Here is a 25,788-nt window from a genome sequence, read left to right as displayed (position 1 = left end):
CTAGTAGGAGAAGGCCATCGGCTTGTCGGCGTCACGGGAGTCGCCGCCGATCTTTGTGGGCGGGTTGAGATCGGCCTCGGTGAGCTCGGGCGGCCCGGCCTTGACGTACTTCGCGAGCAGCTTGACCTCGACGACGGCGAGGATCGCGTACAGCGTGGTGAACACGATCATCGAGGTGATGACCTCGCCCTGCGAGACTCCGGGGGAGACCGCGTCGCGGGTGCGCAGCACGCCGTAGACGACCCAGGGCTGGCGGCCCATCTCGGTGAAGATCCAGCCCCAGGAGCTGGCGATCAGAGGGAAGCCCAGGGTGAGGAACGCGACGCGCCAGTACCACTTGGTGAGGGTCGGGCCGAGGGCCTTCCCGGGCAGCAGCACGAGATGGGGCACCTCGTCATCGCCCACCCGCAGATGCTGGGGCAGCAGGAACTTCTTGCGTGTCAGCCAGAGTCCGACCAGGCCGAGGGCGAAGGACGTCATGCCGAAGCCGATCATCCAGCGGAAGCCCCAGTAGGCGACGGGGATGTTGGGCCGGTAGTCACCGGGCCCGTACTTCTGCTGCTCGGACTTGTTGACGTCGTTGATGCCGGGGACGTACGAGTCGAAGTCGTCGTTGGCGAGGAAGGACAGCAGGCCCGGGATCTCGATGGCGACCTTGTTGTGGCCCTTGTCGACGTCTCCGTAGGCGAAGACCGAGAAGGGTGCGGGCGCCTGGCCGTCCCAGAGGGCCTCGGCCGCCGCCATCTTCATCGGCTGCTGCTTGAACATGACCTTGCCGAGCAGGTCGCCGCTGATCGCGGTGAGCATGCCGGCTATGACCACGGTGACCAGGCCGAGCCGGAGCGAGGTCTTCATCACCGGGATGTGCTTCTTGCGGGCCAGATGGTAGGCGGCGATGCCGACCATGAACGCGCCGCCGGTGAGGAAGGCAGCGGTGAGGGTGTGGAAGACCTGGGTCAGCGTGGTGTTCTGGGTCAGGACGAGCCAGAAGTCGGTCAGCTCGGCGCGGCCCTTCTGCTCGTTGATCCGGTAGCCGACCGGGTGCTGCATCCATGAGTTGGCCGCGAGGATGAAGTACGCGGACAGGATCGTGCCGATCGAGACCATCCATATACAGGCGAGGTGGATCTTCGGCGGCAGCTTGTCCCAGCCGAAGATCCACAGGCCTATGAAGGTCGACTCGAAGAAGAAGGCGATCAGGGCCTCGAAGGCCAGCGGAGCACCGAAGACGTCGCCGACGAAGCGCGAGTAGTCGGACCAGTTCATGCCGAACTGGAACTCCTGCACGATGCCGGTGACGACACCCATCGCGATGTTGATCAGGAAGAGCTTGCCCCAGAACTTGGTGGCCCTGAGGTACTTCTCCTTCTGCGTGCGGACCCATGCGGTCTGCAGTCCCGCGGTGAGCGCGGCGAGCGAGATCGTCAGGGGGACGAAAAGGAAGTGGTAGACGGTGGTGATGCCGAACTGCCATCGCGCCAGAGTCTCCGGCGCCAAAGCGATGTCCACGTCTTCTCCTTACATGCCGTGGTCATGGCGGCAGTTTCGCCCGTTGTGTCACCCACACCTCGGGAGCAACCGGGCAGCTTGTGAACGCGTTCACATTCACAAGCCATTATGGAGCATGCCGCTGTGGCGCCCCAAGGGGGGTCCCCTCTTTGAGTCAACCCCCCTGCGGCAACTTCAACAGAATTGGCCAATCCACGGCCCGTGCGCAGCACCAGGACGCAGCTGCAGCCCGACGGCCGCCGACTCGCCCGCACTGCCGGCCCACGCCGGGCTCACGGGGCAACGACCGTCTCTTCACAGGCCGTGCAAGGTGCTGGGCCACGCCGACGCGACCCGCATCTCCTTACGCCGCGTATGACGACGACCCGACCCGAGTGGAACTCGTCACACCTTGACAGCCCCCGAACCACCGGCGTCCAACCGCGCCACCCCACGCCACCGCTGACGACGGCGCCCCGACGCCGGCGTTGATGACGTCTGCCCGACGCCACCACGGACGACATCGATCCAACGCCGCGCCGAAGGACCCTCTCAGCCGCCGGAGCACCCTCGCAGACGTCGGCGCTACCGATCCTTACGGAACGAGTCCGCCGCCTTCAGGAAGATGTCGTTCGCCTCGGGCTCGCCGATCGTCACGCGGACGCCCTCACCGGAGAACGGCCGGACGACGGCGCCGGCCTGCTCGCACGCCGTGGCGAATTCGACCGTGCGATCGCCCAGGCGCAGCCATACGAAGTTCGCCTGGGTCTCGGGCACCGTCCAGCCCTGCGACCGCAGTCCCTCGGCGACGCGCGTACGCTCGCAGACCAGTGCGCCGACGCGGCCGAGGAGTTCGTCCTCCGCGCGGAGCGAGGTGATGGCCGCCTCCTGGGCGAGCTGACTCACTCCGAACGGCACGGCCGTCTTGCGCAGGGCGGCCGCCACCGGCTCGTGGGCGATCGCGAAGCCCACCCGGAGTCCGGCGAGGCCGTACGCCTTGGAGAACGTGCGCAGCACGCAGACGTTCGGCCGCTCGCGGTAGAGCTCGACCCCGTCCGGGACGCTGGTGTCGCGGATGAACTCCCGGTACGCCTCGTCCAGGACCACCAGCACATCACCCGGCACCCGGTCGAGGAACCGCTCGAGCTCGGCCCGGCGGACCACGGTGCCCGTCGGGTTGTTGGGGTTGCAGACGAAGATCAGCCGCGTCCGGTCGGTGATCGCGTCCGCCATCGCGTCCAGGTCGTGCACCTCGCCCGGCGTCAGCGGCACCTGCACGGACGTGGCCCCGCTGACCTGCGTGATGATCGGATACGCCTCGAAGGACCGCCAGGCGTAGATCACCTCGTCGCCGGGACCGGAAGTCGCCTGGAGCAGTTGCTGGGCCACACCGACCGAGCCCGTGCCCGTGGACAGATGGGATACCGGCACCCCGAAGCGGTCCGCCAGCTCGTTCATCAGGGCCGTGCACATCATGTCCGGGTACCGGTTGAAGGAACCGGCCGCCGCCATCACGCTCTCCAGCACGCCGGGCAGCGGCGGGTAGGGGTTCTCGTTGGAGGACAGCTTGTAGGCCACGGGGCCACCCGCAGCGGCGGGCTTGCCGGGCTTGTAGGTGGGGATCCCGTCCAGCTCGGCTCGCAGCTTGGGGCTCGTCTCGCTCACCGCAGTCCTCCTCGTCGACACTTAATGATCCTCACTTTATGAGGATTCGGCCCCCCTGCGAACGGCCTGTGGACAACCCCTTGCCTCCCCGTCGCCGCCTCCCCGTCGCCTACGTCTCCACCTGTCACGCACGTCCCACAGTGATCACCACACGAAGGCGTACGAAACGGGGGGCGCGCCGCTCTCAACCTCACGCGCCGGTGGCTCGCGCCGTGGCGCGCATCCCTCGTGAAGGTGAGCTGAGACCTCTTCGAGACGTGAGCTACTTGGCAGGCCCGTGCGCGCCGACAAGTCACCTACTGATATTGGTTGGGTCAAGTCCCTTGTGTTCCAAGGTAATTGATGGAGTTTGACCTTGCAGAAACGTACCTGTCAACGAGCGCATATGCGTCCGCACTACCCCACCGCATGAGCCCTACTATCGGCTCGCCATGACAGCAGCAGGGAAGCACCAGGTGAGCCGGGCAGACACTCCCCGCCGAGGCAGTCGGCCGGGCCGGGCGGGCATCAGAGACGTGGCCGCCGCAGCCGGGGTCTCCATCACGACCGTGTCCGACGCCCTCAACGGCAAGGGCCGGCTCCCGGACGCCACCCGACGCCATGTCCGTGAGGTCGCCGACCGGCTGGGCTACCGCCCGTCGGCCGCGGCCCGAACACTTCGTACCGGGAAGTCCGGGCTGATCGGCCTGACCGTGACCACGTACGGGGATGAACCTTTCACCTTCACCGAGTTCGCGTACTTCGCGGAAATGGCGCGGGCCGCCACCTCGGCCGCGCTCGCCCGGGGCTACGCCCTGGTCATCCTCCCCGCGACCTCGCGCCACGACGTGTGGTCGAACGTGGCCCTGGACGGCACCGTGGTCATCGATCCGTCCGACGAGGATCACGTGGTCGGCGAGCTGGTCCGCCAGGGATTACCGGTGGTCTCCGACGGCCGCCCGGCCGGCTCGCTCCCGGTCGCCGCATGGGTCGACAACGACCACGAGGCCGCCGTCCTCGGCATCCTCGACCACCTGGCCGACGCCGGTGCCCGTCGGATCGGCCTCCTGACGGGCACCACAACCGACACGTACACCCACCTGTCCACGACCGCGTACCTGCACTGGTGCGAGCGAGTCGGCCAGGATCCGGTGTACGAGGCCTATCCGGCGCACGATCCGTGCGCCGGAGCAGTGGCCGCCGACCGGCTGCTGGCCCGGCCCGACCGCCCGGACGCCGTCTACGGTCTCTTCGACCCGAACGGCACCGACCTCCTGGCCGCGGCCCGGCGATACGGCCTGCGCGTCCCCGAGGACCTGCTGCTGGTCTGCTGCAGCGAGTCCACCGTGTACGCCAGCACCGAGCCGCCCATCACCACGCTGTCCCTGAAACCGCGCCGGATCGGCACGGCGGTGGTCCAGCTCCTCATCGACGCCATCGAAGGAGTGAAGTCGGACCAGCCGGTTCAACAGGTGATACCCACGGAACTGATCGTGCGGACCTCTTCCGAGCGACGCTCGCCGCGCACGACCATCAGCCCGCCCCGGTCACCCGAGGAGGGGTGACCACCGATCGAGGATCCGGTGAGGGCCCTTCGGGGATCCGATGAGGAATTGGGCGGGGAAAGCCCCGCCCAATTCGGGAGAAAACCGTGGTGAACCGGGGTCCTGCGCCATTTCACCACCCCTGGGTCATCACATGGCGCGATCCGCATTCCTATGATGGGCGCACGACACCGCGGGCCGCCACGACCAGGCAGTCCGATCAGGTGCAGATGCGGGCGATGGTGGTGGAGGGGTCGATGACGCAGGGGGCCGGTCAGGGACCCGAGGTGCGGACGCCGACGGTGCGCGATTTTCGCGTACCCGCGTACGTCCACGAGGCCGGTCCCTACGCGCAGGGCACACACCCGGGCGAGGTGGTCCCACCCCTCGACGAGTCCGAGGACTATCCCGAGGGGTACACGCCCACCCAGCGCGATCTGCCAGTGATCAACCGGGGTGACACCGTTCTGGTCTCCGTCGTCCCCGAGGCCGCGGGGACCGCCCAGCCCGAGACCGGGCAGGGTCCCCTCTACGTCGTCGGAGATGTGCACGGCTACCTCGATCAGCTGGTCGCCGCGCTCCAGGAGAAGGGCCTCGTCGACGCCGAGGGCAACTGGTCCGCGGGCACCGCGCGGCTGTGGTTCCTGGGCGACTTCACCGACCGGGGCCCGGACGGCATCGGCGTCATCGACCTCGTGATGCGGCTGTCCGCCGAGGCGGCCGCGGCCGGCGGCTACTGCAAGGCCCTCATGGGCAACCACGAACTGCTGCTGCTCGGCGCCAAGCGGTTCGGCGACACCCCCGTCAACTCCGGCGCGGGCACCGCCACCTTCCACGCCGCCTGGCTGCTCAACGGCGGCCAGAAGACCGACATGGACCGCCTCCAGGACCACCATCTGCAGTGGATGGCCCGGCTGGACGCCATGGAGCTGGTCGACGGCCACCTGCTGGTGCACTCCGACACCACCGCCTATCTCGACTACGGCGACTCCATCGAGGCGGTCAACGACACCGTCCGCGAGACCATCGCCCGCAACGACGCGGACGAGGTCTGGGACCTCTTCCGCAAGTTCACCAAGCGCTTCTCCTTCCGCGACGAGGGCGGCGCCGACGCCGTCCGCTCCCTCCTCGACGTCTACGGCGGCACGCGCATCGTCCACGGCCACAGCCCCATCCCGTACCTCCTGGGCGAGGTCGGCTCGGAGGACGGCGAGGATGAGTCGGGGCCCGTGGTCGCCGGACCGCACATCTATGCGGACGGACTGGCCATCGCCATGGACGGCGGAGTGACCATGGCCGGAAAGCTGCTGGTCCAGCAACTGCCGCTGGACAGCTGAACGTTCTCCGGGCACGTGTCCCCCCACGGCGCACCGCAGAAGAACTGTGCTGGCCAGGGGCCATTTTCTGGAAACCCCCTGTCACCGCGTACCTTCATCGCTCTACCATCGGCTTATCCGTAGCAGGCTCCCCTCCGTTTCTGCCCGACGGCTCGTCAGCATGCCGAGCCCCAAGCCCTACGGAGCATCGGGGGATGCACATGAACAGCGTTCCGCAGCACCTGCCGAGCGAGGACCGCCAGGAATTCGAGCGGATCCTCGGCAAGGCGCTGCGCTCCGCACCACACCGCCCGGAACTCGCCGCAGTCGGCCGGCGGCTCAACCCGGAGCAGCTGCGCACCATGGCGCTCAACGCCACCGGGCTCATCACAGCTGCCGCGGCGACCGAATACGACTACTACGTCAAGGTCCGCGAGGAACTGCGCCATCCGGCGCCGTCCACCCCGTCGTCCCGCGAAGGCACCTCCGGCTCGGCCGAGCCGAGCGGCACCGCGGTGGGGCTCGCGACCACCATGGGGGAGACCACCGAGACGGCCGGGGCGGGCGCCGGAGCCATCGTCGCCGTCCTCGCTCCCGTCCTTGCCGGTACCGCCGCGGCGATCTTCCTGCTCGTGGGGTACGTCCTGCAGATGCTCGACCCCGAGCCGGGCATCGCCCAGACCCTCACCACGACCGGGTGGGTCTTCGGGGCGATCACGGCGGCCGCCATCCTCGTGGCCGCAGTCGGCCTCCTCCTCACCGCCCTGCGCAACGGCGCCACCTCGTTGGACGCCGGAGCCCAGGGTGAGTTGAACGACGAGGTGGCCCGGGCGAGGGAAGCGTGGCTGGAGGCCCTGCTGGAGCGCGGCATCATGCCGTTCTTCCGCGAGGCCCTCACCGACCCGGGCACCACCGCCATGGGCCCCACAGTCCCGTCCACCCCGCCCAGCCGCATCCCGAACCTCGGCTACAACCGTCCGGGCTTCAGCAGCCCCGAGGGCGGCCCCGGCGCGGGACGCCGCCCCGGCTTCTCCAGCCCGGACTTCACGAGCCCGGACTTCGGAGGACCGGACAACCAGCCGGAGTGACGCACCGGGAACCGCCATGCCGGAGCCGCGCTCCGGCCCCGGCGGCCTCCCGGAGCATCGCCCCGGCCATGGGCCAGGACCGATCCGCGAGCCGACCCGTGAGGCCGACCGAGCGAGATCCCTCCGCCGGAGAAGAACCGTACCGGGGTGAGGGCAGCGGCGCGGCCGGGTTCTCCCGGACACACGCCCGAACAACCCCTTGCCTAGTTCTCTCCCCATCATGAAGCCACTCCCCTGAGAGAGCCGACGCGCCGTCTTCCTTCGCTCTCAGGGAAGCGATGCCCCGGAGAGCCGGGGCATCGAACCCCGCTACTCAGTCCGCGATCGGCAGATACACCCGGTTCCCACTCGCCGCGAACTCCTTCGACTTCTGCACCATGCCCGCCTCGATCTCGGCCTGGGATCCGCCGTGTTCGCGGCGGATGTCCTGAGAGATCTTCATCGAACAGAATTTCGGACCACACATGGAGCAGAAGTGGGCCGTCTTGGCGGGTTCCGCGGGAAGCGTCTCGTCGTGGAACTCGCGGGCCGTGTCGGGGTCGAGGGCCAGGTTGAACTGGTCCTCCCAGCGGAACTCGAAGCGGGCGTCCGACAGCGCGTCGTCCCACTCCTGTGCGCCCGGGTGTCCCTTGGCGAGGTCCGCCGCATGGGCCGCGATCTTGTAGGTGATGACGCCCGTCTTGACGTCGTCACGATGGGGCAGGCCCAAGTGCTCCTTGGGCGTGACGTAGCAGAGCATCGCTGTGCCCCACCACGCGATCATCGCGGCACCTATGCCCGAGGTGATGTGGTCGTATGCCGGCGCGACGTCGGTGGTCAGCGGGCCGAGCGTATAGAACGGCGCTTCATCGCAGATCTCCTGCTGAAGGTCGATGTTCTCCTTGATCTTGTGCATCGGGACGTGTCCCGGGCCCTCGATCATGGTCTGTACGTGGAAACGCTTCGCGATCCGGTTGAGTTCCCCGAGAGTGCGGAGCTCCGCGAACTGCGCCTCGTCGTTGGCGTCCGCGATCGAACCGGGCCGCAGACCATCACCGAGCGAGTACGTGACGTCATATGTGGCGAGGATCTCGCACAGTTCCTCGAAGTTCTCGTACAGGAACGATTCCTTGTGGTGCGCCAGGCACCACGCCGCCATGATCGAGCCGCCGCGCGAGACGATGCCGGTCTTGCGGTTGGCCGTCAGCGGTACATACGGCAGGCGCACGCCCGCGTGGACCGTCATGTAGTCCACACCCTGCTCGGCCTGCTCGATGACCGTGTCCTTGTAGATCTCCCAGGTCAGTTCCTCGGCCTTGCCGTCGACCTTCTCCAGCGCCTGGTAGAGCGGCACCGTGCCGATGGGGACGGGGGAGTTGCGCAGCACCCACTCGCGCGTGGTGTGGATATTGCGCCCCGTGGACAAGTCCATGACCGTGTCGGCGCCCCAATGGGTCGCCCAGGTCATCTTCTCGACCTCCTCCTCGATGGAGGACGTGACCGCCGAGTTGCCGATGTTGGCGTTGACCTTGACCAGGAACCGCTTGCCGATGATCATCGGCTCGATCTCGGGGTGGTTCACGTTCGCGGGCAGCACGGCCCGGCCCGCCGCGATCTCCTCGCGGACGACCTCGGGCAGGACGTTCTCCCGGAGGGCCACGAACTCCATCTCGGGCGTGATCTCCCCGCGCCGCGCGTACGCGAGTTGCGTCACAGCCTTGCCGTCACGGCTCCGGCGCGGCTGCCTCGGCCGCCCCGGGAACACCGCGTCGAGATTGCGCAGCCCACCGCGCGGTGATGTGTGCTTGATCCCGTCGTCTTCGGGGCGGACGGGACGGCCCGGGTACTCCTCGGTATCTCCGCGAGCGAGGATCCAGTTCTCGCGGAGAGGGGGGAGCCCCCTGCGCACGTCGGTGTCGAGGCTCGGATCGGTGTACGGACCGGAGGTGTCGTACAGGGTGACCGACTGCCCGTTGGTGAGGTGCACCTGACGGACCGGCACCCGCAAGTCAGGGCGTGATCCCCCGACGTACGCCTTGTGCCAGCCGATGGACTTCTGCTCCTCCTCCGGCTTTTTGCCCTGAGATGCGGCGAACACCCCGTTCGCCTGGTTGGAGATGTTCGTCTGGCTGGAGACAGGTGTGCGTGCGTCCTTGTTGGTCATGAGACCTAACTCCCTACGCCGGCATTACCCGGTAACAGGTTCAGCGGTCGACGCAGCGATTTCCGCCCGGCGATGTTCCACGTGAAACATCGCGTCTGCGGAGGTCAGCGCCCTCTCAGCCCGGTGCTCCGAGCTCCCGCGTGTGCAAAGGTGCCTCTACGCTAGCGGCAGATGTGGCGCGGTGAACAGTGGACTCCCGCCGTTCTTGCGATGATCGGTCGGTGACCACGATGCGACAGCCCCCACTCCCACCCCCGGAGCCCCCACGCGGACATGGCCCTGGGCGCAGCCATGAACGCGGCCCTGGTGGCGGGCATGGCTCCGGTGGCGGACATGGATCCGGTGGTGGCTGGGGCCCCGGCGGAGGCCACGGTGCCGGTGACGGTCACGGCCCCCATGACGGTCAGGAGCACGGGCAGGGCCACGGCCCGGGTTCCAGCGGCAGCCACGGGCACTCCCACAGCCACGGCCCCGCCACCCCCGTCTCCCGGCACCTACGCAAGGTCATCGCCGCGGTGCTCATCCCCTTCGCGACGGCGGTCGTCGTGGGCCTCGTGGTGCTCTGGCCCGGCGGCGCCCCACCGCACGAGCGCACCGGCGTCGGCTTCGACCGGCAGACCCAGCAGGCCACGGTCACGAAGGTCGAGGAGCTGGACTGCAAGTCCGTGAACGCCTCGGGGACACCCCCGACCGGCGACACATCGACCGCCGAGGGCTCATCCGCTCAGCAGCAGGAAAACGGCACCTGCAAGAAGGCGACGATCACAGTCGACACCGGCAAGGACAAGGGCCGCACCTTCACAGAGATCGTCCAGCCGGACCAGTCACGGCAGCTGGAGCAGGGCCAGGAGGTCGTGGTCGCGTACGAACCCTCGGCGCCCAAGGACCTGCAGTACTCGGTCACCGACGTGAACCGGAAGTTCCCGATGGTGCTGCTCGCCGGGATCTTCGCACTCGCCGTCGTGGCGGTGGGCCGATTGCGCGGTGTCATGGCGCTGGTCGCGCTCACCATCAGCTTCCTGGTGCTGACGTTCTTCATCCTTCCCGCCATCCTGCAGGGCTCGAACCCGCTGGTCGTGGCCGTGGTCGGAGCGAGCGCCATCATGCTGATCGCGCTCTACATGTGCCACGGCCTCTCCGCCCGCACCTCAGTCGCGGTGCTCGGCACCCTGGTCTCGCTGCTGCTGATCGGTGTGCTCGGCTCGCAGTTCATCGGCTGGGCCTCACTGACCGGCAACACGGACGACAACACAGGCCTGATCCACGGCCTCTACCCGTCGATCGACATGAGCGGTCTGCTGCTCGCGGGCGTCATCATCGGTTCACTCGGTGTGCTCGACGACGTGACGGTGACACAGACCTCGGCGGTCTGGGAGCTGCACGAGGCCAATCCGTCGATGGGCTGGCGCGGCCTGTACCGCGCCGGCATCCGCATCGGCCGCGACCACATCGCTTCGGTCGTCAACACGCTCGTCCTCGCCTACGCGGGTGCCGCGCTTCCTCTGCTGCTGCTCTTCTCGATCGCGCAGAGCAGCGTCGGCACGGTGGCCAACAGCGAGCTGGTCGCCGAGGAGATCGTCCGTACGCTCGTCGGCTCGATCGGCCTTGTGGCCTCGGTTCCCGTGACCACTGCCCTGGCCGCGCTGGTGGTCTCGGCCGATCGCCCGAGTCCTCAGCCGGCAGCGGCAGCGACACCGGCACGCACAGGGAGGGGGCGCCGCCGCAAGCGGTGACACCGGCATCCGGAGTCCCCGCAGCGTGCACGCAGAAGCGTTACGGCACCCCCAAGGCGCGCGGCTCAGCCCGCGCTCTGCTCCTCCGCCAGGATGCGGTCCAGAGCCTCATCGAGGTGCGTCTCGAAGTCGGCGAGGGAACGCTCCTGCCCCAGCGGCACCAGTTTGTCCGTACGGTCCAGGAACGCCACGAGCGGCGCTGTTCCAGACCGGAACAGGGCCTGGTCACAGCCCACCTGAAGCCGGATCAGCACCTCGCCCAACGCCTCCGGATCGGCGGGCGCGATATGGACGTCACCGTCACCGCTCGGCCGCCCCACGCCGTCTACCAGCAGCTCTCGCCCGAATGCCCAGGTAACCGGGGCGTCTCCGGGGAGATGGAAGGTCAGCCGCACGGCATAGGGATCACACGTCTCGTACCGCAGCTCCACCGGGATCCGGAAGGAGAGCTCATCCGAGACGAGGAAGCTCATCATGACCTCTGCCTGTACTGACTCGCGCATTCGCCTACCTCGTCAGTTGCCATCGACGGGCCGGGAATCAGCCCTGACACTGCCCGCAGTTTGCTGAAAGTACACGAGAGATCACAAGGAGTGATTTTTCAGATGCTGATAGAGAGCGCGAGTGTCCCTAGTAGCCTTCCGATCTCGTCCTGCAGCTGCCGTGCTGCGGGCAGCAGTCGGTCGGACTGGTGGAGGGGCAGCGAAATGGCCATAGTCGCGGCGGTCGTTCCCAGCGTGAGGGGGATCGCGGCGCAGACCGTGCCCAGCGCGTACTCCTGTCGCTCGACCACCGGTTCCATCCGTCCGATCCGGTTGAGGCGCCATGAAAGGGCCTGTTCGTCACGCACCGTGTACGGAGTGATCGCCCGCACGGGATAGCGGTCGAGGTGATCGCTCCGCGCCTCCTCGCCGAGCTGCGACAGCAGACACTGCCCGACGGCGTGCGCGTGCCCGGTCTCACGGAAGTCGGCCCACTCCTCGACCGCTGGATTTCCAGGACTGTCTGCGACGCACATGACCTCGATCTCGCCCTCACGGTAGACCGCGTAGTACACGGGGGCGCCGATGATGTCCCTCCAGTGCGCGAGGACGTCGCTCACCGTGCTGCGACGTTTCTGCTGCGCCCCGCTGCTGCTGAGCCGCTCGGCCGCCTCACCGAGGAAGAACAGCCCCTTGTCCCGGTGCAGATAGCCCTCGTGCGTCAGCGTGCGCAGCAGGTGGTACGCCGTGGGCAGCGCGAGTCCGGCGTCCCGGGCCAGCTGCTTGGCAGGCGCCCCGTACTGACGCGCGGCCACGGCCTCCAGCAGCCGCATCGCGCGCTGCACCGAGCCGATGAGAGTGGTGGGGTGCGTCTCCCCGGCCGACGCCGGGGGAGGCTTCGGGGAGGGAACGCGCACCGCCGGGGCTGTCTCGATGCGGGAGGAACGGGGCTCCGGCGGTCGGACGGGCGGCTCCCCGGGTGAGGTACGGGGCTGCACGGGGGGAGCCGGCGCCCTGGTGGGCGTCGTGGGCCGGGTCTGCGGATCGGCGGGTACGGTGTCAGCCGTGGCCAAGGGTCACTCCCGAAGCACGAGGAGGGCCGCCCGTGCGAGGGAACACGGGAGGGATGTGCGCCGCCCGCGGGGTCGCCCCCGCAGCGAGTTCCGGACTTTAACGGCCCGTCATCCCCCGCAGACGGCCCCGCCGGGAAACTTCCCTCCCCCGAGGGAACCTCGGGTTCCTGTTGGCACCTCGACCGTTACCGGCCGCTCACCCGGTTCCGTGTCACCGCATGCCGCACGCTGACGACTCACCAGTCACTGCGCGACGACGAGCCCGCCATGAACTTCCGGACGACGTAGATCAGCCCGCCGACCAGCGCGACGAACACCAGCACCTTGAAGAGCAGGGCCACGACGACTTGCAGCACGCTCAGTATCAGACTGCCGAACACGACCAGGGCGATGACCGGCACCGCGACCCACTTCACCCACCACGGCAATCCCGTGAAGATCTCCCGCATCGCCCTTGTCCTTACTCCGTCGCCTCCCGGGGCCCCGTATTCGGGGCCTACCTCCGGGTCCTGTGATGTCCTGCCTTCGATGTTAGGGCGGAACAGGGTGGCTCCGGGGGCCTCGCGCCCCTTGTCCATCCCTGATCGTTCCCCTAGGGAATCCCGGGGCCGCCTCAGCTCTCGGGCGGAGAGAACACCACCATGACCCGGAGGTCCTCGGTGATGTGATGGAACTTGTGGGCCACCCCGGCGGGCACGTACACGACGCTGCCACGCGCCACCTGCGTCGTTTCCGTACCAACGGTGATCGAGGCCCGGCCGCTCACGACGAAGTAGACCTCGTCCTGGTTGTGCGGATTCTGTGGGTCGTGTTCACCGGCGGCAAGCGCGTACAGACCGACCGACATGTTCCGCTCACGCAGAAACTGCAGGTAGGCACCGTCGTTGGCGGCGCGCTCCGCCTCCAGTTCGTCCAGCCGGAATGCCTTCATCGCCCTTGTCCGCCCCTTGCCCCAGTGCTCGTGCCCGATCTCGTCTGCCACGATCAGACACATGAAGAATTTCGTAGTCAAGACGATCGCCAACGCGGGCGCCCTCGCGGTCGCCGTATGGGTCCTCGACAAGATCATTCTGACCGGTGACAGCACGGTCCAGAAAGTCGGGACACTGCTGCTCGTAGCGCTCGTCTTCGGCTTGGTGAATGCCGTGGTCAAGCCCATAGTCAAGCTGCTGACCCTACCCCTGTTCATCTTGACCCTCGGCTTGTTCACCCTGGTGGTCAACGCACTGATGCTGTTGCTCACCTCGTGGCTGGCCGACAAACTCGACCTGAGTTTCCAGGTGGAGGGCTTCTGGACCGCGGTCCTGGGCGGCCTGATCATCTCGATCGTCTCCTGGGCCCTCCACGTCGTCCTGCCCGACGAGGACTGAGCATCCCGCTATGACCTACCGTGTCTGCTTTGTCTGCACTGGCAACATCTGTCGTTCCCCGATGGCCGAGTCCGTCTTTCGCGCGCGCGTAGAGGAGGCCGGGCTCGACAGCCGGGTCGAGGTCGACAGCGCGGGCACGGGCAGCTGGCACGAGGGCGACGGTGCCGACCCGCGCACCGTCTCCGTCCTCGAGGCGAACGGCTACGGAAGCGAGCACGTTGCCCGGCAGTTCCAGGACTCCTGGTTCGCCCGCCTCGATCTCGTGATCGCCCTCGACTCCGGCCATCTGCGGGCCCTGCGCCGTCTCGCGCCCACTCCGGAGGACGCCGCGAAGGTCCGGCTCCTGCGCTCGTACGACCCCGCCGCGGGCGATGACCTCGACGTACCGGACCCGTACTACGGGGGCATGGACGGCTTCGAGGAGTGCCTTGAGATGCTGGAGGCGGCGAGCCCAGGCCTGCTCGCCGTCGTACGGGAGCATGTGGAAGGACAGGCGGCATGAGCGACTCGGCGGTCTTCGGCGACGGCACACGTGCGGTACGGGCAGGGCTGCCCGAGCCCGTCAAGCACGAGCCCACCCTCCCGGGCCCGGTCTTCGCCGCCCACTACCACCTGCCGGGCGACCCCACGGGCCCCTACACCTACGGCCGCGACGAGAACCCCACCTGGACCCTCCTGGAGCGCGCCATAGCCGAGCTGGAGGCTCCGGGCCAGGACGACGCGGAGACGCTCGTCTTCCCCTCCGGCATGGCCGCCATCTCGGCCGTCCTCTTCTCCCAGCTGCGCACCGGTGATGTCGCGGTACTGCCGAACGACGGCTATCAGGCACTGCCGCTGGTGCGTGAGCAACTGGAGGCGTACGGCATCGAGGTACGTACGGCGCCGACGGCCGACAACGCGCAGCTCGACGTTCTCGACGGCGCGAAGCTGCTGTGGATCGAGACGCCGTCGAACCCGGGGCTCGACGTGTGCGACATCCGGCGGCTCACCGAGGCAGCACACGCGCGTGGGTGCATCGTCGCGGTCGACAACACCCTGGCGACCCCGCTCGGGCAGCGGCCGCTGGAACTGGGGGCCGACTTCGCCGTGGCCAGCGGCACCAAGCAGCTCACCGGACACGGCGACCTCCTGCTGGGGTACGTGGTGAGCCGCGACGCGGGGCTGCTGACGGCAGTGCGGCGCTGGCGCAAGATCGCCGGGGCGATCACGGGGCCCATGGAGGCCTGGCTCGCCCACCGTTCGCTGGCCACGCTGCACCTCCGCGCCGACCGCCAGAGCGCCAACGCCCTGGCCGTCGCGGAAGCGCTGAAGGGGCGGCCCGAGGTGACCGGGCTGCGCTATCCGGGACTGCCCGACGATCCGGCGCACAAGGTCGCCTCGCAGCAGATGCGGCGCTACGGGTGTGTGGTGTCGTTCTCGCTGCCCACACGCGCGCGTGCCGATCGTTTTCTGGACGCTCTGCGCCTGGTGGACGACGCCACGAGCTTCGGCGGGGTACGGTCCACCGCCGAGCGGCGCGGCCGGTGGGGTGGGGACGCGGTCCCCGACGGCTTCGTCCGCTTCTCGGCGGGCGCCGAGGACGCCGACGACCTGGTGGCCGATGTGCTGCGCGCTCTTGACGAGTCGGCGGGCTGACGGAGCCGATCGTTACCGCCTGGTACCCCACTACGCAGATCGGGCGGTCCGAACCTCCCCCCTCGTGGCTCGGACCGCCCCCGGTTCTGCGCGCGAAGAACCGCGTCAACAAGGCTAGTTGACTCTGCGTCAGTGTCCAATCACAGTAGCGACAGAGACCTATCGACTTATTTATAGTTGGGCGCTCCGGGGATGGGAGGGGAGGGAGCACCATGGATTTGGCCCTGCTGCGGACGTTCGTCGCCGTGCACCGGGCCGGCTCCTTCACCCGCGCCGCCGCACTGCTCGGTCTCTCGCAGCCGGCCGTCACCTCGCAGATACGCACGCTGGAGCAGCAGCTGGGCCGCCCCCTGTTTCTGCGTCAGGCGCGCGGCGTGACCCCCACGACGATCGGCGACGAGCTCGCCCACAAAGCGGCCCCCCATCTCGACGCCCTGGTCGAAATCGCCGAGACCGGGCTGGACGAGGACTCCTCCTTACGCACCCTGCACCTCGCCGGGCCACCGGAGTTCACCGCCGAACGCGCCCTGCCCGCCCTCACCGAGCTGACCGGGGACCACGGGCAGGGTTTTGCGTTGCGGGCCTCGTTCGGAAATGCCGAGGAGACGCTGGAAGGGCTTGCCGCCGGACACCATGATCTGGCCATCACAACGGCACGTCCGCGTGGCGCCCTGCTCACCGCGACTCCGCTCTGCGACGAGGAGCACGTCCTGATCGCCGATCCACGCTGGGCTTCCCGTGTCGGTGCGGCCAAGCTGCGCCGCAAGGACGCTCACGCACTGGAGAACCTCCCGGTGGTCGAGGTGCACGAGTCGCTGCCCTTCGTCGCCCGCTACTGGGCCTCCGTCTTCGACTCCCGGCCCGCCGCTTCGGGCACCGTCATCGTGCCCGACCTCCGCGCGGTCCTCGCGTGCGCCGTCACGGGCGCGGGACTGGCCGTGCTGCCCCGCTATCTGTGTGCGTCCGCCCTGAAGCGTGGTGACGTCGTGGCACTCCTCGAACCGGCGGTGCCTCCGCTGCGCACGTACTTCCTGGCGGTGCGGACCGGCACACTGGCCATGCCGCACATCGCGCGGGCACACGAGCGGCTGCTGCGGGCGGCCACGGGATGGTCGTAGCGCCGGAGGCTGCTTGTGCGCACGGCACACGTGTCGGCGCGATGACGGCATGGCGTGCGGGTGCGCTTCCAGGAGCGGGGAGCCGGCGGCGCGGAGCTCGTCTTTCCCGGGCTCCTCTCCCGGGGCTCCCGTCCCAGGCTTCTTTCCGCGGCTTCGTCCCGAGCTTCTTTTCCGGGGCTGGGCGATGTTTCACGTGGAACCAACCGGGCCACATTTCTCCCATGACCGTCCGACCCGTGGTCAAGCGCACCGCCCGCGCCATCCTGCTCGATGGCGACGACCTGATCCTGATCAAGCGGACGAAGCCAGGCGTCGATCCCTACTGGCTCACACCGGGTGGCGGGGTCGAGCCCGATGACACGACCGTCGTCGACGCGCTCCATCGCGAGGTACATGAGGAACTCGGCGCCAAGATCACCGATGTGGTGCCCTGCTTCGTGGACACCGTCGAACACATCGGCGAGGACGGCGGCGCGACCGGCGTGAAGGTCCAGCACTTCTTCGTCTGCCGCCTGGAATCCATGGACACCTCCCAGCGGCACGGTCCCGAGGTCGACGAACCTCTGGGCGAGTACGAGATCGTGCGTGTGCCGTTCACACGGGTCGGTATCGCGTCCGTCCACCTCGTACCGCTGTCCCTGCGGCACTACCTCGACGGGAACATCGAGGGCGTCCGGGCGATGCACGCGCCCGACCTTGGCTGAGCCCGACGAGCCTCAGTCCGCTGCCGCGACCAGCTCCTCCACCGAGTCGTGCCGTATGCGGTTCCAGGGCATGCCGATGCCCCGCAGCGTGTCCACACCACTGCGGATCAGGCCGGGCGGACCCGAGAGATACGCGTCGTACTCGTTCCACGGCCCGAACTCGCGCATGGCATCGGGGAGCTGCAGGAGCCCTTGCCGGTCCACGACCGTGCGGATCTCCAGCCATGAGTGGCTCTGCTTCATCCGCAGCAACGTGTCGATGTCGTAGAGGTCGTGATCGGCGCGTGCGCCGTAGAACACCTCGACGGAACGTCGCTCACCGTGCTCTGCGACGTCCTCGACCAACGCCTTGATGGGCGCTATGCCTGTGCCGCCGCCTACGCACAGCAGTCCGCTGTCAGTGGTGTGGTCGACCGTCATCGAACCCGCCGGCGGCCCGAGTCGTAGGACGTCGCCGGGGCGAGCCCGGTGCACGAGCGCAGTGGACACCCAGCCTGCCGGGATCGCCTTCACATGGAACGACAGCAGGCCGTCGGAGCGGGGCGCCGAGGCGAATGAGTAGTGCCGCCATATCCGCGGCCACCAGGGAGTCTCCAGGCTCGTGTACTGCCCGGCAAGGAAGGGGTACGGCTGGTCGGGCCTGACGGTGATGACCGCGATGTCCGGCGTCCTGAGATCGTGCGAGACGACCTCGGCCATCCACCAGGGCGGGGACCGCAGCTCGTCCTCGGCCGCCGAGTCGATCATCACCTGGGAGATGGTCGTGTACGCCCGCACCCACGCCGCCTCGGTCCTTTCGTCCCAGATGGCGCTGGCGAACCGGCTCAGCGCCCCGATGAGGCACTCACCGACGGCCGGGTAATGCTCGGGCCGGGTGCCGTACTTGCGGTGTCCCCGGCCGAGATTCTGCAGGTAATCCTCCAGCACCGGGGCGTTGTCGATGTGTTCGGCCGCGATCAGCAGAGCCTTGAGGAGGCGATCGCGCTGAGTGTCCATCGCCGGCGGGAAAAGCGGACGCAGCTCGGGATGCCGCACGAAGAGCAAGGCGTAGAAGTAGGAGGTGACCTTGTCGGCGACCGGGCTGATCTCTTCCATGGTTTGCCGGATGAGCACGGCGTCCGGGGAGGCCTGGGGAGAGGAGGCGGAGCGTTGGGGGGGTACACGCTCCTGTTGGACGGTCGCCTGGGGCGGCGGGGCCTCGGCGGATGCCGGCGCGCCCCCGTCCGGTATTCGTTCCTGAATACCGGCGCTTCCGCTCGTTGCAGGGATGCCGCCGCCAGATGCGGGCTCACCCTCAGCAGGCCGGCCGAGCGGGCGCAGCCCGGCCAGACGGCTGCCCTCGGTCTCCTGCTCTCCGCCGGCGGGTGTGGGCTTCTTACGCGGGGTGAACCAGCCGCCCGCGCCGTCGCCGCCGGACGTGCCGTGATCGGCCGACGTGGTGGTCGGAGCGTCCATGGTGTGCCTCGCCTCGAACTTCTTTCGGTCGTTCTGCGTACCCCCCGGGCGGGAGGTTGCCTGCTGTCCCCCGCAGACGGCCTTGCATTCCCCGTTCGGTCCCATCGGCCAAGCGGCCACATTCAACCCGGATTCCGGCCGCGTACGGACAAGTAGGCAAGTGAGATGGACCGCAGTTCTCACACCGCAGCGTCCCACCGCGTACCAGCGGCCGATCACTTAACGCAGAATGCGGGTCTTCGATCTCTCCGTCCCATTACGCTGCATTGGCCTGTGTTCATGCCCTGGTGAGATGAGCGCACCTCACCCTGGACAAGAACCGGACTCGACCATACCGGCAGACGTCCCACACACAAGTCCCCCCATCCTTCACCACGATCTGTACAGCGTGCGAAAGTCAAGATTTCTTCAACTGCCGGGCGCGGTAAACCCATTCATGTGCTAGCCAGACATCGAAGCGTCGCGCCAACAGCCGGGCCAGGGGGGCGAGGCCGGCGGATTGACCTGTGCGGGAGATCAGGTGCCGTCGGTACGACGAGCGTGATCGTTGTTTCACGTGAAACACCTGTCCGCCTGCTGTGGTCTTGAGTACATGGCCAAAAGCTCATGCGTGTCCCCGCAAACCGGTGGACGACAGGGGCGCAGGTCAGACAGCCTGACCTGCGTGCCGACACCTTCCCTCGCCGCTCTCCCCATCCGCCGCCTGACGCCTCGCGATCTCACCGCCTGCGCCGACTTGTCCGAGGATCGGGGGTGGCCCCGTGAGGAACACAAATGGGGGCTGCTTCTCGCGGCGGGCAAGGGATACGGCATCGACGACCCCGGCGGCGGCCTCGTCAGCGCCTGCGTCGTGACCGAGTACGGCACAACGGGCCGCCCGGATCTCGGGACGATCGGCATGGTTCTGGTGGCCGAGCGTCATGCCCGTCAGGGCGTCGGCCGCCGTCTGATGCAGCATGTCCTCACAGAGGCGGACACGACCCCTCTGACGCTTCATGCGACGCCGTACGGCCGGCCTCTCTATGAGGAACTGGGCTTCAAAGTCACCGGCCGGGCCGAGATGATCGTCGGGCACTTCACGCCCGGCGGACGGCTACCTGTGATCGCCACCCGGCCGGCCACAGCCGAGGACGTCACCACGATTCTCCGGCTCGACGAAGAGGTCTTCGGCGCCGACCGCACCCATGTGCTCACGCGCCTTCCGGCATTCGTCGACCACCTTCATGTCGCCGAGGAAAACGGCCGGATCATCGGGTACGGGGCCGCCTGGCCCAACGTGGACACTCACGTCGTCGGTCCGCTCATCGCACGGGACACGGAGACGGCGAAGGCGCTCATCACCTCCTTGGCCGCTCGTACCGACCGCGCCCTGCGTACCGACATCGACGTACGCCACGACGAGTTGCTGACGTGGGTGAAAGACCGCGGGCTGACCTCCATGGCCTTCAATGCGGTGATGACCTATGGGATCGCCGAACTGCCGGGCGACTGGACCCGGCGGTTCGCTCCCGTGACGGTGGCGGCGGGCTGAGGCATCCACGAAACTCGGCGCGGGGGCCGTTGTGGCCCCGGCGCCGAGTTCGGGGCCGGGATGTGGGTGAGCCGACACGGGGGTCAGCTCCGAACGGCGGACCGTTGCTCGGTGGTGTTCCCCATCACTGCGGCTCCGCCGCCCGTCCCAGCCCCGGCCACGACCGTGCTGGATGCGCTACCCCTGCGCTCCAGGGCGGCTGAGAGGACAGCCAGGACGAGGGCGGTCCCGGCGAGGGCGGCGCCGACCCAGTTGGGGGCCGTGTAACCGAGACCCGCGGCGATGACGAGACCGCCGAGCCAGGCAGAGAGCGCGTTACCGAGGTTGAAGGCGCCGATGTTCACCGCCGAGGCCAGCGTGGGGGCGGCGTGCGCCTGGTCGAGGACGCGCTTCTGCAGCGGTGGAACGGTCGCGAAGCCCAGGGCGCCAACCAGCGCGATCGTCACCGCCGCCGCGATCTTGTCGTGCGCGGTGAGGGTGAAGAGCGCGAGGACGACGGCGAGGGCGCCCAGCGAGATGTACAGCATGGGCATGAGCGCGCGGTCGGCGAACCTGCCGCCCACGATGTTGCCGACGACCATGCCCAGGCCGAAGAGGACGAGAAGCCAGGTGACGGAGGAGTCGGCGAAGCCCGCGACATGCGTCATCATCGGCGCGATGTAGGTGATGGCCGCGAAGACACCGCCGAAGCCAAGGACGGTCATCGCCATGGCGAGCAGGACCTGCACGTTCTTGAAGGCGGCCAGCTCATGGCGCAGGTGTACCCCTTCCGGCCTGGGCATCTCCGGTACGAGCCGTGCGATGCCTGCCAGGCCCAGGACCCCGAGGGCGGCGACGACGGCGAAGGTGACGCGCCAGCCGACGGACTGCCCGATAAAGGTGCCCAGCGGCACGCCGACCACGTTGGCCACGGTGAGTCCCGTGAACATCATCGCGATGGCTCCGGCCTTCTTTTCGGGTGCCACCAGGTCGGCTGCGACGACCGAGCCGATGCCGAAGAAGGCACCGTGAGCGAGCGAGGCAATCGCACGGCCGATCAGCATGACGGCGAAGACAGGTGCGACGGCGGACACCAGGTTGCCGACGATGAACAAGCACATCAACAGCATCAGCATCCGCTTGCGCGGAATCCTGGTGCCCAGGACGGTCATGATCGGGGCGCCCGCCGTGACGCCCAGTGCGTAGCCGGTGACCAGCCAGCCGGCGGTGGGGATGGAGACGCCGAAGTCCTGGGCGACCTCGGGGAGGAGGCCCATGACGACGAACTCGGTCGTGCCAATACCGAAAGCCCCGATCGCCAGGGCCAGAAGCGCGAGAGGCATGAAGGGTGTCACCTTCCGAGTGGATTGCGGGAGCACTTTACCAGCGCCCACAATAGTTGCAGACGCACTCTAACTGCAAAAGCGGTCTATTGCTCCGGTGTCATATCCTGGATCCAGCCGCTCCGGGATGGAGGAAGACGCATGACCGCGACGGACCCCGCACTCACCGCCCTCTCCCAGGGCTGGTGCGCCCTCTCTCTGCTGCACGGGAGGATCGAGGTCCACATCGAGCGCGCACTACAGACCAAGCACAACCTGAGCGTGCGCGAGTACTCCCTGCTCGACGTACTCAGCCGTCAGCACCATGGCGATGGGGGCCATCTGCAGATGAAGCAGGTCGCCGACGCAGTCGTCCTCAGCCAGAGCGCCACCACGCGGCTGGTCACCCGCCTTGAGGACCGGGGGCTCCTGGCGCGCTACCTGTGCCCCACCGACCGCCGCGGCATCTACACGGACGTCACCGAGGCGGGGCTCACGCTTCTCGAAGAGGCACGCCCCACCAACGACGCCGCCCTGCGCGAGGCCCTCGACAAGGCGGCCGAGACTCCCGAACTGGCCCCCCTCGTCCGGGTCGTCGAGTCATTGAGCACGCCCGCATAGGCTGCGCCCATGGGAGATCTTGAAATACGATCGGCCGTCACCGACGACGTTCCCGCCATCGTCGCCATGCTCGCCGACGACCCCCTGGGCGCCCAGCGGGAGTCACCGAACGACCTGACGCCCTACCTGACAGCCCTGGAACGCATCAGCGGCGACCTGAATCAGCACTTGGTCGTCGCCGTACGCGAGAGCCGGGTCGTCGGCACCCTCCAGCTCACGATCATTCCCGGACTGTCGCGCAAGGGCGCGACCCGATCCGTCATCGAAGGCGTCCGTATCCACGCCGACGAGCGTGGCAGCGGCCTCGGCACGAGGCTCATCCAGTGGGCGATCGACACATCCCGGCGCCAGGACTGCCAGCTGGTCCAGCTCACCTCTGACGCCACCCGCACCGACGCCCACCGGTTTTACGAGCGGCTGGGCTTCGAGGCCTCTCACGTGGGCTTCAAGTTGCGGCTCTGAAGGGCTGTCTGTGTGGTGTTGGGTGCTGTTTCACGTGAAACAGCACCCAACACCACACAGACAGCCTCATACGCTCCGCGGGGGCTACGAGATCCCGCGCCACCCCTCGGGGTCCACCCCACCCGGCACCGAAGCCCCCTCCTCGTACGGCTGCCGCGTGAACACAAACGATCCGAGGTCCAGATGGTCCACGGACCCGTCGGGCCGTCTTACGGCCCGCAGAGACTCACCCGCGAAATAGCCATCGAGTCCGGTCCACGTGCCGTCACCGTTCGCCCTGAACCACGCACCCAGGCGGCCGTTGCCCGACAGCGGTTCCAGCGAGAGACCCCCGCCGGCCACGAGCCGCAGCGCGAAGGCATGCGTGCCCCAGTACCACTGCCCAGTCAACTCCAGCACGGACCGGTCGGCTTCGGGCAGCGGCCGCCACGGCTCGGGAATCCGGGGCTCAGCCTCCGCCACGATGCCGACGAGGTCGGCGGCAACACTCGACGCGGCGGGTCCCGAAGTGCAGTTGACCAGCACGACGGCCGCCACATCGTCCTCCACACTGATCGTGAGGCTCGCGAGGAAGCCCGGTACGGATCCGGAGTGCCCCACGAGGAAGCGGCCGTCGCGCTGCTGGAGTTGCATGCCAAGCCCGTACGCCACGCCCGCGGCCACATCCGCCGCCTCGGCCGGCGCGGCGGGCGTCCACATCTCCAGCAGGGACTCCGCGCTCAGCACTCGGTCGTCGCCCTGGGCGAGGAACGCCGCAAAGCGGGAGAGGTCCCCGGTGGTGGACCAGAGTTGTCCCGCGGGCGCCATGCGTCCGAGGTGCTCGGTGGGCTCCGGAAGCATCACGTCCGCCCAGGGATGTACGGCCCAGCCGCCCGCATGGGGCGCCTGCGGGTCGCCGCTCGTGCGGTGCAGGCTCAGCGGTTCGAGTACCTCACGCCGCAGCACGTCCTCCCAGGGGGCACCTCGCAACTCTTCGACGAGGGCACCCAGGAGCGTGTAGCCGGTGTTGGAGTAGTGGAAGCGGCGGCCCACGGGATGCCGGTGCGGCTGCTCGCCCAGCACATCGGCGAGCTCCGGACGCAGCGAGCCGGGGGTGCGCTCCCACCAGGGCGCGGGCGACTCCGCCGCCAGGCCACCGGTGTGCGCGAGCAGTTCGGCGATCGTGGCCTCCCCCGCGCCGGTGCCCGGCAGGTGCTTCTCCAGCGGGTCGCCGAGGTCCAGTACGCCCTCGTCACGGAGCCGCAGCACCAGGACGGCAGTGAACGTCTTGGTGATCGAACCAACCCTGTACTGCGTGTTCTCGTCCGGAGCGTGCCCCTCCACTGAGGTCCGTGCCCCGGTCCACACCGTCCGGCCACCGCGAACGACCGCAGCGACCATGGACGGCGCCCGCCCCTCGGCCTGAGCCACGGCGATGCGGTGCAGCAGGGCGCGACGCGTGGCAGGCAGCAACTCTTCCTGAGGTGTTGTCATGCGGCACAGTCCACCGGGCCCTGAACCGGCAGTCGAGCGGTGTAGGATCTCGCGGCTCGCGGCATAGAGCGATGCTGTGGCCTGCTGTTTCATCGGTTGTCTCAAGGCTTGGCTGGAGAGTTCTGTCTCACGGCTGTGTCATATCCTCGTGGGAACGTCAGTCGCTGCGCGGCCAAGTTCAGGCAGTGCTCCGCGACAACCCGGGGCGGAACGCCTGATGGCCCAGCCGACCTTGCGAAGCCCGTGTGGACCCATGCAGGCGGCAGATGCCAATGAACGGTGGGTCACCGGCTCGCCGGCTCCAGTGGACAGCAGGCGGGGACTGGGTCCCGCGTTTCGGCGTTCGTGCGAAGTGGCGAGCCGAAGCGCGCCAGGCAGTGCCAGACCTTCTTGAGCGCCTGTGGGTCGTAGCGGTCTGTGCGGGCAGCATCGCCAATGATCTGGGGATCAAGCCAGCCGTCGACCGCGATCTCGGCGCCTAGATCGACGTACTCCTGTCCGCGGTAGTCCGGGTGGCGTCGCAAGTGATCCACGGCGAGTCGGAAGCCGGGATGCCACTCAATGACGCATGGGAGTCGGCGGGCCATGTCTTCGACCGCCGTGCCGCGATAGCTGGGATCCAGAACCAGGGCTTCGACGTCGCAGTCGAACCTGACCGGCCCATGAACCTGCGCTTCGATATGACCGTCCACGGCATCGAGGCCGTCGGCCTCGGCCAGCTCAAGGAGCGAGAAGCGGTTTGCAACTCCGAATGCCGAGGGGTCGGTGGAGCTGTCCGGGTAGCAGAACGTGGCTCGCGCGAGAGTCCTGATTGTGAGCCTGAAGTGCGAGGAGCCGAATCGAGGCGCCCCGCCGACAGCGTCTCGCCGGTAGTTCAGCGCTCCGTAAACGGGGCGTTCGCCAGCGGCGGCGAGGTCGTAGGCACCTCCGAAGATACGGCTTTCCCAGTGCCACCTGTCCCCGCCTGGGTGGGCGGTCAGACCGCCATTGCTGGTGCCGGTCACGAACTGCGACCGGTAGATACCGTCCTCCGCCATCTTGAGCAGGATCGGACGGTCGCCCGCCATGCGGTCGGGATGGAAGTTCATCGTCAGCCGCAGTCCAAGGTTGAGCGGCCCTCCCGAGGACAGGGCCGCGACGTGACGCAGAGCCCTCTCCCGCGGGGACCAGGCGACATCAGTACCCATCCGCGCAGTGTGCCGCAATGTCATCGGTGACCACACTGGGTTTTGAGTTGGCCAGAGAGTTCCGCACTCCTGTATCGGGACCTAGCCAAGAAGCCGCCGCAGACAGAGAGGTCAGCGGGGCCGGGATGCGATCTGTCGGCGGGCAGGACCCCAGACTTCCTCGAACTCCGCGGAGGTAAGTTGCTCGGGGTCGTGGCCTTCCCATTCCGAGACGGGCAGTTCAGCTGTGATCCCGAACCGACTGTCGTACTCATCGAGGCGGCCTGCGTCGTAGGCCTGCTGCCACTCGGCGAGGGAGGCAGCTGCGATCGGGGTCAGCTCAGGGCCTTCGAGTTCGACCTGCCGGATCACCCAGCCTTCGGCGTCGACCTCGAAGTAGAACCAGGTGACTTCCTCGTCCCAGTAGCAGCGCATCCATGT

General features: G+C 68.1%; 24 protein-coding genes. 12 read left to right on the top strand and 12 right to left on the bottom strand.

Going from position 1 to position 25,788, the window contains the following annotated elements; all coding sequences use genetic code 11:
* Nucleotides 1-1,509 (bottom strand): cytochrome ubiquinol oxidase subunit I, encoded by a 1,509-nt coding sequence (locus FPZ41_RS07710; RefSeq protein ID WP_322619935.1) that lies wholly within the window; start codon nucleotides 1,507-1,509, stop codon nucleotides 1-3.
* A 564-nt stretch (nucleotides 1,510-2,073) separates the two neighbouring features.
* Nucleotides 2,074-3,153: a histidinol-phosphate transaminase gene (gene hisC, locus FPZ41_RS07705; protein ID WP_322619934.1), complete on the bottom strand. Its 1,080-nt coding sequence runs from the start codon at nucleotides 3,151-3,153 to the stop codon at nucleotides 2,074-2,076.
* A 431-nt stretch (nucleotides 3,154-3,584) separates the two neighbouring features.
* Between hisC and FPZ41_RS07700 the strand changes: the two genes are divergently transcribed.
* The 3 genes from FPZ41_RS07700 to FPZ41_RS07690 all read left to right on the top strand — a co-directional run bounded on the left by FPZ41_RS07700 (nucleotide 3,585) and on the right by FPZ41_RS07690 (nucleotide 7,080).
* Nucleotides 3,585-4,697, top strand: a complete 1,113-nt coding sequence (locus FPZ41_RS07700; RefSeq protein WP_152860406.1) for a LacI family DNA-binding transcriptional regulator — start codon at nucleotides 3,585-3,587, stop codon at nucleotides 4,695-4,697.
* Between the two features lie 221 nt (nucleotides 4,698-4,918).
* The gene (locus FPZ41_RS07695; protein WP_322619940.1) at nucleotides 4,919-6,013 is read left to right on the top strand and encodes a metallophosphoesterase; all 1,095 of its coding nucleotides are present in this window, start codon (nucleotides 4,919-4,921) and stop codon (nucleotides 6,011-6,013) included.
* Between the two features lie 194 nt (nucleotides 6,014-6,207).
* Nucleotides 6,208-7,080, top strand: a complete 873-nt coding sequence (locus tag FPZ41_RS07690) for a hypothetical protein (RefSeq protein ID WP_152860402.1) — start codon at nucleotides 6,208-6,210, stop codon at nucleotides 7,078-7,080.
* A gap of 313 nt (nucleotides 7,081-7,393) precedes the next feature.
* On the opposite strand, the gene thiC is transcribed toward FPZ41_RS07690, so the two are convergent.
* Nucleotides 7,394-9,223 carry a phosphomethylpyrimidine synthase ThiC gene (gene thiC, locus FPZ41_RS07685; RefSeq protein WP_152860400.1) on the bottom strand — a complete coding sequence of 610 codons (1,830 nt, stop codon included), beginning with the start codon at nucleotides 9,221-9,223 and terminating at the stop codon, nucleotides 7,394-7,396.
* 221 nt (nucleotides 9,224-9,444) lie between these two features.
* On the opposite strand from thiC, the gene FPZ41_RS07680 reads away from it, so the two are divergent.
* Nucleotides 9,445-10,956 (top strand): YibE/F family protein, encoded by a 1,512-nt coding sequence (locus tag FPZ41_RS07680; protein ID WP_322619933.1) that lies wholly within the window; start codon nucleotides 9,445-9,447, stop codon nucleotides 10,954-10,956.
* A 65-nt stretch (nucleotides 10,957-11,021) separates the two neighbouring features.
* On the opposite strand, the gene FPZ41_RS07675 is transcribed toward FPZ41_RS07680, so the two are convergent.
* The 4 genes from FPZ41_RS07675 to FPZ41_RS07660 form a co-directional block, all read right to left on the bottom strand.
* Entirely contained in the window at nucleotides 11,022-11,459 is a 438-nt protein-coding gene (locus FPZ41_RS07675; RefSeq protein ID WP_152860398.1) for an SsgA family sporulation/cell division regulator, read from the bottom strand.
* Between the two features lie 98 nt (nucleotides 11,460-11,557).
* A complete protein-coding gene (locus FPZ41_RS07670) occupies nucleotides 11,558-12,355 on the bottom strand; it encodes an IclR family transcriptional regulator (protein ID WP_322619932.1) in 798 nt (265 codons plus the stop codon).
* Nucleotides 12,356-12,747: 392 nt separating this feature from the next.
* Complete coding sequence (locus tag FPZ41_RS07665; protein WP_131558477.1) at nucleotides 12,748-12,960, bottom strand: DUF5326 family protein; 213 nt, start codon at nucleotides 12,958-12,960, stop codon at nucleotides 12,748-12,750.
* A gap of 164 nt (nucleotides 12,961-13,124) precedes the next feature.
* On the bottom strand, nucleotides 13,125-13,442 hold the full coding sequence (locus FPZ41_RS07660; RefSeq protein ID WP_152860434.1) for a cupin domain-containing protein: 318 nt from the start codon (nucleotides 13,440-13,442) through the stop codon (nucleotides 13,125-13,127).
* A gap of 61 nt (nucleotides 13,443-13,503) precedes the next feature.
* Here FPZ41_RS07660 and FPZ41_RS07655 point away from each other — a divergent pair, with 61 nt between their 5' ends.
* From FPZ41_RS07655 to FPZ41_RS07635, 5 genes are all read left to right on the top strand, one after another.
* Nucleotides 13,504-13,881, top strand: a complete 378-nt coding sequence (locus FPZ41_RS07655; RefSeq protein WP_152860396.1) for a phage holin family protein — start codon at nucleotides 13,504-13,506, stop codon at nucleotides 13,879-13,881.
* Between the two features lie 10 nt (nucleotides 13,882-13,891).
* Entirely contained in the window at nucleotides 13,892-14,383 is a 492-nt protein-coding gene (locus FPZ41_RS07650) for a low molecular weight protein-tyrosine-phosphatase (protein WP_152860394.1), read from the top strand.
* Nucleotides 14,380-15,516 carry a cystathionine gamma-lyase gene (locus tag FPZ41_RS07645; RefSeq protein ID WP_152860392.1) on the top strand — a complete coding sequence of 379 codons (1,137 nt, stop codon included), beginning with the start codon at nucleotides 14,380-14,382 and terminating at the stop codon, nucleotides 15,514-15,516. Before FPZ41_RS07650 ends, FPZ41_RS07645 begins: the two co-directional genes overlap by 4 nt.
* A gap of 212 nt (nucleotides 15,517-15,728) precedes the next feature.
* Nucleotides 15,729-16,634: a LysR family transcriptional regulator gene (locus FPZ41_RS07640; RefSeq protein WP_152860390.1), complete on the top strand. Its 906-nt coding sequence runs from the start codon at nucleotides 15,729-15,731 to the stop codon at nucleotides 16,632-16,634.
* Between the two features lie 221 nt (nucleotides 16,635-16,855).
* A complete protein-coding gene (locus tag FPZ41_RS07635; protein ID WP_131558467.1) occupies nucleotides 16,856-17,338 on the top strand; it encodes an NUDIX domain-containing protein in 483 nt (160 codons plus the stop codon).
* A gap of 12 nt (nucleotides 17,339-17,350) precedes the next feature.
* Here the strand turns inward: FPZ41_RS07635 and FPZ41_RS07630 are convergent, their stop codons facing one another.
* Complete coding sequence (locus FPZ41_RS07630; RefSeq protein WP_152860388.1) at nucleotides 17,351-18,793, bottom strand: globin domain-containing protein; 1,443 nt, start codon at nucleotides 18,791-18,793, stop codon at nucleotides 17,351-17,353.
* A 664-nt stretch (nucleotides 18,794-19,457) separates the two neighbouring features.
* On the opposite strand from FPZ41_RS07630, the gene FPZ41_RS07625 reads away from it, so the two are divergent.
* Nucleotides 19,458-20,324 carry a GNAT family N-acetyltransferase gene (locus FPZ41_RS07625; RefSeq protein ID WP_322619931.1) on the top strand — a complete coding sequence of 289 codons (867 nt, stop codon included), beginning with the start codon at nucleotides 19,458-19,460 and terminating at the stop codon, nucleotides 20,322-20,324.
* Nucleotides 20,325-20,407: 83 nt separating this feature from the next.
* On the opposite strand, the gene FPZ41_RS07620 is transcribed toward FPZ41_RS07625, so the two are convergent.
* Nucleotides 20,408-21,646: an MFS transporter gene (locus tag FPZ41_RS07620; protein ID WP_152860383.1), complete on the bottom strand. Its 1,239-nt coding sequence runs from the start codon at nucleotides 21,644-21,646 to the stop codon at nucleotides 20,408-20,410.
* A 141-nt stretch (nucleotides 21,647-21,787) separates the two neighbouring features.
* On the opposite strand from FPZ41_RS07620, the gene FPZ41_RS07615 reads away from it, so the two are divergent.
* Together FPZ41_RS07615 and FPZ41_RS07610 are read left to right on the top strand one after the other, a co-directional pair.
* On the top strand, nucleotides 21,788-22,246 hold the full coding sequence (locus FPZ41_RS07615) for a MarR family winged helix-turn-helix transcriptional regulator (RefSeq protein ID WP_152860381.1): 459 nt from the start codon (nucleotides 21,788-21,790) through the stop codon (nucleotides 22,244-22,246).
* A 9-nt stretch (nucleotides 22,247-22,255) separates the two neighbouring features.
* Complete coding sequence (locus FPZ41_RS07610; protein WP_152860379.1) at nucleotides 22,256-22,708, top strand: GNAT family N-acetyltransferase; 453 nt, start codon at nucleotides 22,256-22,258, stop codon at nucleotides 22,706-22,708.
* A gap of 84 nt (nucleotides 22,709-22,792) precedes the next feature.
* On the opposite strand, the gene FPZ41_RS07605 is transcribed toward FPZ41_RS07610, so the two are convergent.
* From FPZ41_RS07605 to FPZ41_RS07595, 3 genes are all read right to left on the bottom strand, one after another.
* Complete coding sequence (locus tag FPZ41_RS07605) at nucleotides 22,793-24,181, bottom strand: serine hydrolase domain-containing protein (RefSeq protein ID WP_152860377.1); 1,389 nt, start codon at nucleotides 24,179-24,181, stop codon at nucleotides 22,793-22,795.
* 284 nt (nucleotides 24,182-24,465) lie between these two features.
* Nucleotides 24,466-25,368 carry a DUF3626 domain-containing protein gene (locus tag FPZ41_RS07600; protein WP_228022569.1) on the bottom strand — a complete coding sequence of 301 codons (903 nt, stop codon included), beginning with the start codon at nucleotides 25,366-25,368 and terminating at the stop codon, nucleotides 24,466-24,468.
* A 111-nt stretch (nucleotides 25,369-25,479) separates the two neighbouring features.
* Nucleotides 25,480-25,782, bottom strand: a complete 303-nt coding sequence (locus FPZ41_RS07595; RefSeq protein ID WP_152860430.1) for a hypothetical protein — start codon at nucleotides 25,780-25,782, stop codon at nucleotides 25,480-25,482.
* Nucleotides 25,783-25,788 lie beyond the last annotated feature (6 nt).

This window comes from Streptomyces acidicola (genome assembly GCF_009377235.1).
Lineage (GTDB): Bacteria > Actinomycetota > Actinomycetes > Streptomycetales > Streptomycetaceae > Streptomyces > Streptomyces acidicola.
Note: the sequence above shows the minus strand (reverse complement) of the source record. Positions and strands in the feature narration are given on the sequence as shown.

Coding starts and splice junctions, on each gene's coding strand:
- FPZ41_RS07690 (WP_152860402.1), top strand. CDS start 6,208: ATGCACATGAACAGCGTTCCGCAGCACCTGCCGAGCGAGGACCGCCAG.
- FPZ41_RS07665 (WP_131558477.1), bottom strand. CDS start 12,960: ATGCGGGAGATCTTCACGGGATTGCCGTGGTGGGTGAAGTGGGTCGCG.
- FPZ41_RS07660 (WP_152860434.1), bottom strand. CDS start 13,442: ATGAAGGCATTCCGGCTGGACGAACTGGAGGCGGAGCGCGCCGCCAAC.
- FPZ41_RS07610 (WP_152860379.1), top strand. CDS start 22,256: ATGGGAGATCTTGAAATACGATCGGCCGTCACCGACGACGTTCCCGCC.
- FPZ41_RS07650 (WP_152860394.1), top strand. CDS start 13,892: ATGACCTACCGTGTCTGCTTTGTCTGCACTGGCAACATCTGTCGTTCC.
- FPZ41_RS07595 (WP_152860430.1), bottom strand. CDS start 25,782: ATGCGCTGCTACTGGGACGAGGAAGTCACCTGGTTCTACTTCGAGGTC.
- FPZ41_RS07640 (WP_152860390.1), top strand. CDS start 15,729: ATGGATTTGGCCCTGCTGCGGACGTTCGTCGCCGTGCACCGGGCCGGC.
- FPZ41_RS07675 (WP_152860398.1), bottom strand. CDS start 11,459: ATGCGCGAGTCAGTACAGGCAGAGGTCATGATGAGCTTCCTCGTCTCG.
- FPZ41_RS07605 (WP_152860377.1), bottom strand. CDS start 24,181: ATGACAACACCTCAGGAAGAGTTGCTGCCTGCCACGCGTCGCGCCCTG.
- FPZ41_RS07600 (WP_228022569.1), bottom strand. CDS start 25,368: ATGGGTACTGATGTCGCCTGGTCCCCGCGGGAGAGGGCTCTGCGTCAC.
- FPZ41_RS07630 (WP_152860388.1), bottom strand. CDS start 18,793: ATGGACGCTCCGACCACCACGTCGGCCGATCACGGCACGTCCGGCGGC.
- FPZ41_RS07635 (WP_131558467.1), top strand. CDS start 16,856: ATGACCGTCCGACCCGTGGTCAAGCGCACCGCCCGCGCCATCCTGCTC.
- FPZ41_RS07620 (WP_152860383.1), bottom strand. CDS start 21,646: ATGCCTCTCGCGCTTCTGGCCCTGGCGATCGGGGCTTTCGGTATTGGC.
- FPZ41_RS07700 (WP_152860406.1), top strand. CDS start 3,585: ATGACAGCAGCAGGGAAGCACCAGGTGAGCCGGGCAGACACTCCCCGC.
- thiC (WP_152860400.1), bottom strand. CDS start 9,223: ATGACCAACAAGGACGCACGCACACCTGTCTCCAGCCAGACGAACATC.
- FPZ41_RS07645 (WP_152860392.1), top strand. CDS start 14,380: ATGAGCGACTCGGCGGTCTTCGGCGACGGCACACGTGCGGTACGGGCA.
- FPZ41_RS07655 (WP_152860396.1), top strand. CDS start 13,504: ATGAAGAATTTCGTAGTCAAGACGATCGCCAACGCGGGCGCCCTCGCG.
- FPZ41_RS07615 (WP_152860381.1), top strand. CDS start 21,788: ATGACCGCGACGGACCCCGCACTCACCGCCCTCTCCCAGGGCTGGTGC.